We start from the raw sequence: 13,064 nt of genomic DNA on the forward strand, positions 1-13,064 counted from the left end.
TTTATTCTTTGCTTTCTGGATTTATATCACAATCCATATAGCTAGTTTTGAAGGCTTTTTTGTTTTGTTTTTTAATTTTATGAATATCTATTTCTCGATTAATTAATCAAATGATTAAAATTACGACTGGTAAAATTTTAATAATTAAATTTACTATTTTACCAACTTTACCTGGAAGCTTTTTAGGAACAAAGTGTGCCACACTTCCTCCAGCTGCAGGAACAATAAAAGCCATTAAATGATCTGCTCATGAATATTGATTAGATGGAGCTAACCCAAGTTTCATTCATTCTAAAAATGATGGTAAAGATTCAGAAAATCACGGGACGAATCCCAATGTCATAGTTAAAACCGTTATTATCAAACCAGAAAGTTCGTTAATAGCTTTATTTTCTTTTAGCCTTATTTTGCCAATGGGATCTAAGAATTGTTGCTCATATCTTTCTAAATCATTTTTATAAACTTGTCTTGTTTTACTAAAAGGAATGAAACAATGTCATGTAGGCTTTGGTTTGGGAATCTTTTCTTTTTCTAAATCCATTATAAAATTCTCCCTTTTTCAAGCATTTCATTATATGTTGAAACATTTTGAAAACGATTATTATAATAGAAATATCCCTTAGAACCATTTCCAGATTTGCCTGAACCTGTTTTTTCCTTATCAATAGCTGTTGTTGTAAACATTAGTGAAGCACCAAAACCTAATATCTCATTTTTTGTATATTCCTTGACATCTGAAGCAGCATTTCTATAAAATTCGACACTTTTTACAGAAGTTGATAAACCTTTTAATTTTTTAATATGCATAAAAGTATTGTAAACGTTATTAATAAATTCTTTTACTATTGTTGGCATGAAGTTAGTTGCTGCATTAAAATAACTTGTTTTTGCATGATTTTGCATTTCCATATTATCACTATAATATTTATCAATTATTTTTCTATCAGTTGTTGCTTTAACTCAAGAATTAAATTGTTTTTCATCTCATTTATAAATTTGAGGTAAATATTTAGTATTTTGAAAATAAATAGCAACTACATAATCATCCATTACTTTTTTGAATTTATAAGCCATGATTCATTTAGAATCAACATCTATTAATAAATTATCTACATTTTCAGAAGCGGTTCTTAGAGTTGTCGCGAAATCAATGCCATTGATTTTGTTAATTTTATCTACAAGTGCTTTATTAGAATTATTACTATTTTTGGCTACTTGTTTTTCAATTAATTTAACAGTTTCATCTTTTAGACCAGAAACAATTTTTTTGATTTCTTTTTTAAGCCAATATGTAGGATTAATTACTTCAAAAAATTTATTTATATTTCTACCAAGTCTTGAGATCTTATTAAGCAATCGTTCTTGAATATACGCGGCTTGTTTCATTCCATATAAAGCTCAAACAACTTTTTCAGATTCATGTGGGCTTTTTAATGGAATATTTTTAAGTAATTTTGCAAATTTATCCTTATCTAGAAGAACCTTAGGTGTTCTCTCAAAAACATTAAGATTCTTTTCAGTACCTTTCACCAAATTATCTGCAATTTTATAATACTTACCTTCGACATGTGGAAATAATTCTGGTGAAACTTTTTTCAATAAAGCATTAAACTCTAACAAATCATTTACACCATTGGCTGTATATTTTGCACCATTTGCAATATTTCGGCTTGCTTGATTAATTCCTTTTGATGTTGAAGCATCTGATAAATATTTCATTAAAGTTGAATAAGATTCTTTTTTAGTTCCAAAGTTATATGTTTGTTTAGTTAATGAAGAAATAACATTTTTATTCTCCATTAAACGTGCAAGCTGGTCTAAAGATTTGATTTCTTTTTCAGCGATATTCATTTCTTTTAATAGACCGTTAACTTTAGCAGTTTTTAAAACTTTAGCTAATTTAGTTCCTTGTCCAATAGCTTTTCCAATACCTAAAAAAGGTAGAGCATTTAATAATGTACCACCTACGGTTACATTTCCTTCAATTGCATCAGCTATTTGCATTACACCAAACTCTATTGAAGCAGAAGTTAAAACTGCTACTGTAGTTACAGCTACTTGTGATGCTCCTAGAGCGATCATACCGGCCGAAGCCCAAGCTTGTCCTACAGCAGCTAATGCTCCTGCTAAAACAGAAATCCCAATTCATTTTAAAATTGTTAATCAAGTTGATGTTTTCTTCTTCTGAACTTGTATGTGTGTTAAATTAGTTAGTTTTAAGTTTGCATTACTTATTCTTTTTAATTCAATGTCAGTTGTTCCAACCATGTTTATTCTCCAGTCAAGTATTTTGTATTTTGTAAAAATCGGATGATAGATACTTGCTTTTAATTATATGAATATTAAAAAATATTATTTTTTAAATCACATTCCATTATTTATTGTTTGAATTGTGGGTCATTCCTACTTTCCCTTACATTAATCCCTAATTCTTTAGGGTATCTTGGAAATCTTACAATGGTATTAGTTGAACGCGAATTGAAGTCAAAATTATTTACTATTATTTCAGGATTACTTTCTAGTAATTTGTATGCCTCTCCTCTAGTTACTATATTTTTACCAAATTGGATGGTTATACTATCTGTATATCAAAACTCTCCTTCATCAAATAAGTCACAATGAACAACTGCTTTATGATATCCTGCTAACCATTCTATTGATTTAAGAACTAACAGCCTCGGCTTATTTTCAAGACAAATTGAGCAAAGAAAATCATGTGTCCCATAGGTTATTCATTTTCCGCAATATTTGCATTTATTCTTTTTAGATACTTTATTTTTCATTTAAAAAATCTCTTTCTACGAATAAAATTTGATTTATTCGCGGAACATTTTAGCATGTAAATAAAAAACTGTTTTTTGAAATCACAGTCCATAGCCAAAAAAATAAGGAACACGATAATAAATCGTGTTCCTTATTTTTATAATTAATAAACTTATTTTACAATCTTAGATTTTAGACAGTAATCAGAGATTTGCTAATTATTATTTTTACCTCATTTAAACTTTTATTTAATTTATCTAAATCAGAATATGAATTTGTTTTTTCATAATCAGAATGCCATTTTTTATTCCCCACAACTATAGAGAGACCATACACTCCGGTTTTACTCACCCTAATATGATCTATGTTACTTTGAATTGAGTCATCTCCATTAATCAATGAAGGAGAGCCTTGAATTCAAGTCAACTCATAAGTATTCTCGATTATTTCTTTTGTCTTGCCAGAATTATCAAAAGAAAAAAAGTCTTTCACATTATTTCATATGTATTCTTTATCAAAAAGATTTTTCATCTTATCATTTAAATTAAAATTAGCCATTAATTCACAATCATTGCTAAAATGCGAATTTCAATCATCAATTAAAACTTTATTATTAGATTCTTCTTGCTTTGCTACACTTTTTGAACAAGAAATTGTTGTCGTAGAAGCGACTGATGAAATCAAAACAGACATTATGGGTAAAATAATCTTTTTCATGTAATTTTCTCCAAACCTAAAAAATAATTCTTTACTACTATTTTATATAAAAATTTATTTTTTAATTATTATAATAAAATTTTTACTAATCCAATATTCTCTTGTTGTGGATTAAATAAATTAATATCATTTAATTCTATTTTTTTATTATTTTCATCAACTAAATGTATATCGTATTTTCCAGAGCCATACAAGGCAGTTAAAGTAATATCTTTTATCGAATTGTTATATTCACCTAAAGAAAACGAATATTTTTCTTTGATATTTTGATTTTTTTCAAAAAAGGCTTTATTTTTAATAATTTCTTCCGATGTGCCATAAACTTTTGTTCAATCAAATTTTGAATAAACCAAAAATTTCCCTACGTTTTCATCAGATGTCTTAAGATCACCATTACTTAAACTAGGTAATTTTGTTTCTGAAATTATATCGTTCATATTTTGTCATACAAAAGAATCGTTATTTGAATTTAATATTTTCTTTTCAGAAAGTGAAGGAAGCAAAGGCTTAAAATCTTTACTAAAATAATTAGATTTACATGAAACAATTATTTCGTCGTATTTCCAAATTCCGTCTCCTTTTTTTGATTCATTTATAATGTTGTTATCTTTATCCTTAAATTTAGGTTTGGAAATAATTTCAAAATAATAAGGCAATAGAAATTTATCATCAGAATTTTTATTACCACCAATTGAAAAGGTTCCATAAGTTTCAGAACTTAACATCGTTCTAATCTTTTTATAGTTATCATATTGTTTAGTTTGTACAAATTCCGGATTAGATTTTTCTCATGCGCTTTCTAATCCATCAATGTATTCTCTAATAGTTTTACCTTCAAATTCTTGCTTATATAAAGCCATGTAGTTAAGTTCTTTTGTTTCGTTGTTTTTGTAGCCTGCGCCTTTGAAATTATTGTTGTAATTAAAAGTGGCAGTCATGACATCTAGCAATAATTCATATAAAGATGAAGTATCTATACTGTTATTCGTGGTATATGAAATTCTCATATTTTTAGTAATTTTTACATCATAGCTATGGCCTATAATCCCACCATACAATGTTTCAGGATTAAATTTAAAATTTATCATTTTATTTAAAAGAGTGGGAATATATTTTGCAGCCTTCATCTCTGTTGTTATCCCTGCATCCTTATTTGATTCAAGAGCCATAGGACGTAAAACGAACGGAAATTGCTCATTATTTTTATATTCTATTTGATGCGAAATATGTTTGGTTCTAAATTCATCAGGTCCAAGTGCATCACCTTTTAAATAAAATCTATTTATAACAGTTATATCGTCAAATGTTATTATCAAAGACTCAATATCATTTTCTTCTTTTTTAGTTTTTATAGGGTTTTTGCTGGAATCATCAAATTTTAACAATTTTCCTATCTCATCCGAATTATCATATTTTCTTGATATTTTCATAACATCTGATATTGGCAAAATTCTATTTGAACATCAATAATTTAAAACTCTTAGTTTACCATTCCTTTGCAAATCAATAGGATTTAACCATAAAGGATAAAGAGATTCGAAAGAATTAATGCTTGCATTCCCATATTCTCCTAACGAGTTTGCTCCGAAACTATTCAAAGATTCAAGCAGAAAAGCGTTTGGCGTTGTCAAATCAATTTGTTTAACTTTAAAGCTTGAATATTGCTTTCCTACTTTAACTACCAAAGAATTAGCATCTTTAGGTTTTCATTCTTCTAAAGATGTTGTCGTAATTAATGGGTTAGAAAAAAGGTTGGTTAATTCAAAATTTGTTCTATCTATGTTATATGATTGTAGTAATTGACCAAAAGTTATGATGTCTTTATCTGTTTTAATTTCAAATTCACTTACAAGATAAAGTTTGTTAGGATCATAATTAATTTTTTCATCTAAAGAATAAGTTTTATCACATTTACTTACAATAACTAGTTCATTATCTAAAGAGGCAATAGATTGTTTAGAGTTATACCCAAATTGCGTACTTTCTATTAATTCTGCTGTAATTTTTTGACAATCATCTAACTCAATAATTTTGAGATTTACAACATTTGGAGAATAAGATAAGAGTTCTTTATTTTTATCATTTTCTTTGAATATTGATTTAAGTGGATAAATATATAACTCTCTTTCCATTCCTGGAATCTTTTGATTCTCAACATTATTATCAATTTGTAGAAAATCAAAATCTAAATTTTCCATATTATTTGACCCCTGTTTTCTTGGCACTTTTTTCTTGATCATCTTTATCTACAAAATTAAATCATGAATCCACCACTTTAGATGACGCTTCTTTAAAAACTTCTTCATCGCTTTCTAATAAATTAAATTTATTATTCTGTTTAGTTTCATAATCTATGTAAAAAATTGTAAGAGCACTATCTTTGGGATGCGCAGACATATCCAACCCATTTAAACTAAAAATCATTAAATCACCAGCTGGTGGACATGAAATTTTTACATCTTTAAAGAAAGATTTCTCTCCGAAACTAAAAGCAGAAATTGTTCATCATCAGGTACCATAATCGCTTCTTTTAAAATGTCTATTGAAAGCAGACAAAAGTAAGGTTTCGCTTGAGCATGCTAAACTACCAGTAAACCCAAGAACTTGGTCGATTCTAATTCCATAATTTTTTATTGGAAAGTTTACTGAATTTGAATTTGAATAATCTGAATATACATAAGCTGTTTTAATTTTTAACTCATCCATTTTTCTGTCTAAAATTGTAAGTTTTTCGTTAAAAGAAGTAGAATTTGATGATTGTTTATTTGAAAATATTTCAAAATCATTTTTATTTAACTTATTGTTCATTTCAGATTTAATCTTTGGAATATCAGAAACCTGGTTATTAATATCTTCAGCAAGTTTTTTTGAAATTGCAGTATCGTTATCAATAATATTTTTTGCAATTTTTTGTAAATCTAATTTTTCGTCTATATAAGTAAGAGTCTCTGTTCTTCAACTGATATTTTTGTCAGCTTGGTTATTAAACTCATCTTGAATAAGCTTCAAAACGTTGCGATTAGTCAAATCAAGCGAATCTATCAAGGTTTTGATATCTTTTAAATTAATTAACTTTTTATCGTCAATGTTTTTAGATCAAATATCAAATGCCTCATCTCAACTTTTAAATTTTTGAATTTGTCTTAGATTAGTTAAGTTTAAATACTTAATAGCTTCAGGGGGAAACATGTCTGAAACACTTCCAAAATTTTTCTTATAAGAATTTGAAATTGAATAATCTTTAGAATTATTAGAAAAGACAAGTTCTACGTTTGAATAAATTGGAAGTCTTCCATTAACAATAGATTCAAAGGTGTGGAAAAGGGCTAAAGTAATTCATTGTTGATATTGATCATTTAACATATCAAATGGAATCAATTCAAAGAAATTATTAAAGTAATGATTAATGTTTTCTTGAATTCGGATTGTGATAATTTCTCACATCTCTTCAACCGAATCAAAAAGTTCCTCTCATTTTTTTGGAACTTGGATTAATTTCTTTCTGTCAAAATTATTAAAAGTCAAATAATCCTCTAGTTTAAATCATGGTGTTGAATAGTTTGTTCTCATTTTTTTCTCCTTTAAAAATAATATTTCTCAAAAATTCTAGCATTCAGAAATTTAAAATGATTTGATATCACACTCCATAGAGACAATAAAAAAGCATCCACTCAAGGATGCTTAGCGATATAAATATTTAAGCTAATTTTCTCTCTAAATCATGTTTCTTTTGAACATGATGGAAATATCAATCATTTGTGTGATTACTTCATCAATTATATAAGTTACCAACTCCATAAGGTGATAAAACAATAGCAATTCCAGCAGGAATTCAAATGTATCACGGACTAGTTCATGGAGAAACTACATATGGAAATGGGGCGATTGAATTATCCTCTCAGTTTCAATCGCTTGGTGCATTTTCTGGTCTTTGGTTTAAATAATCTGATTTTGGTCCATAGTTATACAACATTGCTGCTCGGATGACCATGACTAAGATATATGTTCCAGTAAAAATAATTGTTAATCAACCATATTTTTTTGCATAAGCTTTACAACTAACGTTTTGTTCTTTGTCAACATAACAGAAGTAAAAGACAACCATTAAAATGGGTGTTATAAAGTGTTCTAAACTTGATTTTAAGATTTTATATCAAATGTCAAAACCAATAATCCCGTCAGGATTAGAAATTAAACTCACAGTATAAACGAAGAAAACAATTGAAGTCATACTTACTAAAAAAGTACGGTTGTTTTTCCCAAGAATTCATTTTGGCATTTTTTTAACAAATAAAGCAATAAAGCTAAGAATTCCAAAAGTTGCTACTAATAAAGTTGTTCAAACTGAAATATATATAAATTGATTAATGATTGATAAGTCGAAATAAGATGTGAATCAGCCTTGTCCTTTAGCATGATTATCTGGTTGAATAGTACTCATAAATAAATCTAATAAAACACAAAAGATTGAGACTAAACCAAATCATGAATAAAAGAAAATCTGTCATTTTCTCTTCATAATAATTGTTAATATTATTTCCTCTCTTATCAACTTTATTGTATAAAAAAACACACTTTAATGTGTGTTTTTTTGAAAAGAATTGTAATTTTATTTAGTTTTTTCAGCAGTTTTGTCAATTTTCTTTGCTTTATAGTCCACAGCTCAACGAATATTACAGTTACTAATTCAGTTTAATAAGTTTCCAAAAATATAAGGGGCTAAAACAATTCCAATACATGCAGGAATTCATAAGGCTGGTGATTTTGTTCAAGGATCAACTTGTTCATATGGGAAAATCGCAATCACATTATCTTTTCAAGTTCAGTTAGCAGCTTCTTCAGCTGTTAAACCTTCTGGTTTTTGGTTTAAATATCCAGAAGTTGGTCCGTATTTATAAAGCATTGCTGCTCTAATTACGATAAAGATAATATAAACACTGGTAAAGATAATTGAATATCATCCTCATTTTTCAGCATAACTTTTACAACTAATTGGAGTTTCATCAACATAAGTTAAATAGAAAACCAACATTAAGATTGGTGTTGCAAAGTGTTCTAAACTTGATTTTAAGATTTTATATCAAACATCCATTCCAACAATCCCTTTAGGATCTGCAATGAAAGCTACTAGATAAATACAAAAAACCATTGTTGTCATACTGGTAACAAAAGTACGATTAACTTTGTTTGAAACTCAATTTGGCATTTTTTTCACAAATAAAGCAATGAAGTTTAAAATCCCAAAAACAGCTACTAAAATTGCAGTTCAAACAGAAATATAAATTAATTGACTCACAACAGATAAATCAAAATAAGAAGTGAAATATCCTTGACCTTGTGGGGTATTAACTGGGTTTGTAGTTGATAGGAAAGTATCTAGTAAGATACAGAAAATTGGTACAATTGAAAATCATAAATAAAAGAAAATTTTTCATTTTCTATTCATTTAATAAGACTCCTTTGTAATTTTATTATAAAAGAAAAAAGACACTTTTTAGTGTCTTTATTTAAAATTATTATAATTTAAAGATTTAAATCTATTTAACTCCAGGTTTTCCTAAAAGTTTAAACATGTTGTGTTTGTAGATTTCAACTCCTGGTTGATCGAATGGATTAACTCCTAAAATGTATGCACTCATTGCAACCGCTCTTTCGAATCAGTATACTAAGTATCCAAACATTACATCATCCATACTATCAAAGTTTAAAACGATGTTTGGCATTTTACCATCGTGTCAGTGAGCATCTAAAACTCCTTTTTCAGCAGTTTGGTTAACTTCATGGAAAGTTTTACCTTTTAAGTAGTTTAATCCATCTAAGTTATCTGCGTCCATTGGAATTTCTAAATCCATTGTTGGTTTTTTAATATCAACAACAGTTTCAAACATCACTCCACGAGTTCCTTGTTGAACTCATTGTCCTAATGAGTGTAAATCTGTTGTATAAATCATTGATGAAGGTAATAATGATTTACCATCTTTTCCTTCTGATTCACCAAATAATTGTTTTCATCATTCTCCAACCATTTGCATTTGCATTTCATAACTTACAAAAGCTTCAGTTTTATAACCTTGTCTATATAGTAAGTTTCTTGCAACTGCATATTGGTAAGCTGGATTAGTTAAATCGTCAGCTTGTAAATCTTTCATGGCTTGTTGAGCACCTTTGAAAATGTTATCAGTGTTAACTCCAGCAACCATTAATGGGAAAATTCCAACCGGTGTAAGAACTGAAAAACGTCCTCCGATATCATCTGGAATTGTGAAAGTAGCATATCCTTTATTGTCAGCTAATTGTTTCAAAGCCCCTTTTGAACGGTCAGTAACAGCAACAATTAAGTCTTTTGCTTTTTCTTCTCCAACTTTTTTCACTAATTCTTGTTCGAACACACGGAAAGCAATTCCAGGTTCTGTTGTTGTTCCTGATTTAGAAACAACACAAATTCCGTAGTTTTTATCTTTTAAGAAATCAACTAATTGTGCTGTATATGTTGATGAAATAGTATTTCCAGCATAAATTAATTTAACTCCGTTTGTTGGGTGTAAACCACGAATCATGTCATCAGCAGCACGAGTTCCTAAATAAGAACCCCCAATCCCAATCACAACAAGATAATCAATTTTATCTTTTAATTCATTAGCTGTTTGTTGCATTTGTGCATATTCTTTTTTGTCATAAGATTCAGGTCAGTCTAATCAACCTAAAAAATCTGAACCAGCACCAGTTTTGTCAAAGATCATTTTGTGAATTCTTTTAACTTCTTCGTTTGGGAATTCTTTATCTAAAGCATTTAAACCAGTGTTTGATAAGTCAACTTTAATCATTTTAATAGTCCTCTTTTCTATTAATGATTTTATTATTAATTTCACATAAAGAAAACCAATTTTTCAAAATTGGTCTTAATAATATTAAAGACAAAGAAAAAAGTATCTCATAAAAGAAGATACTTAAGACAAAGACAATTTTTATAAATAATAAAATCAACGTTAATAAAATTAACGATTAATGTTTATTGAGGGGGTTTTTATTTATCAGTTGGTTTTAAATCAAGAAATAATAAATCAGTTTCAAGCATTGATTCATCTTTTTTAGCGACAAAGATTTCATCATCAGTGATGATTAAATCTAATCTCGCATCAAATTGTGAAGCATCAATTTTCTTTTCACTAAGTTGGTTCATTCTTGCTAATCCAACCTTATAACCAGAATAATCTCAACCATAAAAGTAACGATCATAATAGCCTTGACCAAAACCAATTCGGTTGAGGTTTTTATCAAAACATATTAAAGGGACAAAATAAGCTTGTAATGAATTTGGATCATTTAACTTCTTTGTTTTGCTAATTACTGGTTCATAGATTTTTAATCCATCATTGAGTTCTAAATCACTTTTTAAATTAGTGATTTTATAAAAATCCATTGTTTTATTTAAACTAACTTTTGGTAGATAAACTTCAACGTTGTTTTTTAAACATCAATTAATGATATTTCTGGTTTCAACCTCTTTACCTTTTGACATGTAAAGAGCGATTTTATCGAGATTGAAGTGTTGAATAAACTTCAAAACTTTTTGATCGATTCTATGTTGAGCACTGATGCGGTAGTCATCAGTGGTTCTAGCTCTTAAAGCAAGAAACTTCTCACGAAGTGTGGTTTTATTGCTTGGCATACTAAAATCAATCCATCTCTTTCTTTCTACAAAAAAATTATATCATTATAAGATTGTTTTATTATGAGAATATAAAGAAATCTTAACTATTTTTCAATATTTTCAGAATTAATGAACTCAATTACTCCATTTGCACCTAATTGAGCGCATTTTCAACGGTTTTTTTGCTTATGAACGTTTGAAAAAATGACTAAATCTTGAAGTTTTTCTTCATTGATATTTCCAGTTTGAATCATATCTTCATAAGTTGTTAATAAATCCATGGCTTCAGTGTAGTTTTTTCCTTTTAATAAGTTAATTAAAAGATCAAAACTACTAGTTGCAATCACACAAGCACTACCTTCAAATTTAATCTCATCAATCACATTATCATGACTTAAAATTTGGATGGTTAATTCATCAGCACAACTATCTGATTTCAAACGTTTTTGATATCCTTTTTGATTAGGATTAAAACCTTTGTTTTCTGGTTTTGTATAATGATCCATTAATAATTGACGGTCATGTTTCATATCTCTTGTCATTTTTTAAACATCCTTTCTTTTAATTATTATTTAAATAAATGATCTAAAAAATGATCACTATTTTTTAAAGCTTCAACTAAAGTATCAATTTCTTTAGTTGTATTATAAACAGCTAAACTAGCACGAATGGTTATTTTAGTTTTAATAACTTCATCAGTTAAACGAGCACAATGAGCACCACTTCTGACATCAATATCATAATCATTTGCTAAATAAGTTGCGATATCTTGTGGATTTAAACCTTTTGCATTAAATAAAATAATTGGTGAATCATTTTCTAAGTTATAGAAATCAAATTCTTTTTCTAATTCGTTAGTTAAAATGGCTCTTTTAGCATATTCTTTTAACCCAGTTTCATATTCATGAATTTTATCAATTCCTAAATCATTGATAAATTCAATTGCTTTAGCAAAAGCATAAATTCCAGATATGTTTGGGGTTCCTGCTTCTAATCTTGCTGGAATTGGTTCAGGTTCATAACTTAATTCTTTTAAATTAATAGAAGCACTCATTCCCCCACCATATTTAAAGGGAGTTAATTGTTCTAGATATTCTTCTTTTCCATATAAAACTCCGACTCCGAATGGTCCATACATTTTATGAGCTGAAAATGATAAGAAATCAACATCTCAGTTTTTGACATCAGTTTTAATATGACCAATGCTTTGTGCTGCATCAACAGCTACAATCACTTTCGGATTTTTCTTTCTAATTGCTTTAATAATAGCTTGTGAGTCATTTCAAGCACCAATGGTGTTTGAAACAGTTGAAAAAGTCACAACTTTGGTTTTTTTATTAATCATTTTCATAAGTTTATCAACATCAATTGATAAGTCATTATTTAAAGGGATTTCTTTAATAATTGCCTTTTTCTTTTTAGCAACAATAACTCATGGTAAAAGTTCAGAAGAGTGTTCAAGATTAGTGATTAAAATTTCATCATTTTCAGAAATTAAATCTTCAATCCCAAATGCAACCTGATTTAAACTTTCAGTAGCTCCACTAGTAAAGATAACTTCTTTTTCATTATCAGCATTAATAAATTCTTTAACTAGTTTTCTTGTTTTTAATAAAACTTCATTAGCTTCAAAAGCAGATTCATAATCAACAGAATGAGGATTTGCGGCAATATAAGTTAAATAATCACTTTCAGCTTTAATAACAGTTTCTGGTTTTAAGGTGGTAGCTCCATTATCAAAATAAATGGTTTTCTTGTTTTTATTTAAATAGGGAAACTGTTCTCTTATGTTTTTAATTTTAGGCATTATTTTAAAACCCTTCCTTTTAATAGTTATTATTATAAACCACATCTGGTGAAATTAGGGTTTGTTTCTTTTAGGAATGTTTCCATAATAAAGGCTATTTAAGGTATAATTTAAACACAATGAAAT

At 27.9% G+C, this 13,064-nt stretch carries 12 protein-coding genes; all 12 read right to left on the reverse strand.

All coding sequences use genetic code 4. The features are described 5' to 3' along the window. Position 1 precedes the first annotated feature (1 nt). Positions 2-541 (reverse strand): hypothetical protein, encoded by a 540-nt coding sequence (locus tag CP520_RS01915; RefSeq protein WP_096862791.1) that lies wholly within the window; start codon positions 539-541, stop codon positions 2-4. Next, positions 541-2,268, reverse strand: a complete 1,728-nt coding sequence (locus CP520_RS01920; RefSeq protein ID WP_096862792.1) for a hypothetical protein — start codon at positions 2,266-2,268, stop codon at positions 541-543. The genes CP520_RS01915 and CP520_RS01920 overlap by 1 nt, the downstream gene beginning before the upstream one ends. A gap of 110 nt (positions 2,269-2,378) precedes the next feature. Continuing rightward, positions 2,379-2,783: a hypothetical protein gene (locus CP520_RS01925; protein WP_096862793.1), complete on the reverse strand. Its 405-nt coding sequence runs from the start codon at positions 2,781-2,783 to the stop codon at positions 2,379-2,381. Between the two features lie 172 nt (positions 2,784-2,955). Continuing rightward, a complete protein-coding gene (locus tag CP520_RS01930) occupies positions 2,956-3,480 on the reverse strand; it encodes a hypothetical protein (protein ID WP_096862794.1) in 525 nt (174 codons plus the stop codon). Positions 3,481-3,548: 68 nt separating this feature from the next. Then, positions 3,549-5,678: a hypothetical protein gene (locus tag CP520_RS01935; protein WP_096862795.1), complete on the reverse strand. Its 2,130-nt coding sequence runs from the start codon at positions 5,676-5,678 to the stop codon at positions 3,549-3,551. A gap of 1 nt (position 5,679) precedes the next feature. Further along, complete coding sequence (locus CP520_RS01940; RefSeq protein ID WP_096862796.1) at positions 5,680-7,050, reverse strand: hypothetical protein; 1,371 nt, start codon at positions 7,048-7,050, stop codon at positions 5,680-5,682. Between the two features lie 127 nt (positions 7,051-7,177). Continuing rightward, positions 7,178-7,999 (reverse strand): Asp23/Gls24 family envelope stress response protein, encoded by an 822-nt coding sequence (locus tag CP520_RS01945; RefSeq protein ID WP_096862797.1) that lies wholly within the window; start codon positions 7,997-7,999, stop codon positions 7,178-7,180. Between the two features lie 90 nt (positions 8,000-8,089). Next, complete coding sequence (locus tag CP520_RS01950) at positions 8,090-8,926, reverse strand: hypothetical protein (RefSeq protein WP_096862798.1); 837 nt, start codon at positions 8,924-8,926, stop codon at positions 8,090-8,092. Between the two features lie 91 nt (positions 8,927-9,017). Continuing rightward, positions 9,018-10,304: a glucose-6-phosphate isomerase gene (locus CP520_RS01955; RefSeq protein ID WP_096862799.1), complete on the reverse strand. Its 1,287-nt coding sequence runs from the start codon at positions 10,302-10,304 to the stop codon at positions 9,018-9,020. 200 nt (positions 10,305-10,504) lie between these two features. Beyond that, positions 10,505-11,149 (reverse strand): 5-formyltetrahydrofolate cyclo-ligase, encoded by a 645-nt coding sequence (locus CP520_RS01960; protein WP_096862800.1) that lies wholly within the window; start codon positions 11,147-11,149, stop codon positions 10,505-10,507. Positions 11,150-11,235: 86 nt separating this feature from the next. After that, positions 11,236-11,673: a Fe-S cluster assembly sulfur transfer protein SufU gene (sufU, locus tag CP520_RS01965; protein ID WP_096862801.1), complete on the reverse strand. Its 438-nt coding sequence runs from the start codon at positions 11,671-11,673 to the stop codon at positions 11,236-11,238. A 26-nt stretch (positions 11,674-11,699) separates the two neighbouring features. Further along, positions 11,700-12,941, reverse strand: a complete 1,242-nt coding sequence (locus CP520_RS01970) for an aminotransferase class V-fold PLP-dependent enzyme (protein WP_373423243.1) — start codon at positions 12,939-12,941, stop codon at positions 11,700-11,702. Positions 12,942-13,064: the final 123 nt, after the last annotated feature.

The organism is Mesoplasma lactucae ATCC 49193 (assembly GCF_002441935.1).
GTDB classification, from domain to species: Bacteria; Bacillota_I; Bacilli_A; order Mycoplasmatales; family Mycoplasmataceae; genus Edwardiiplasma; species Edwardiiplasma lactucae.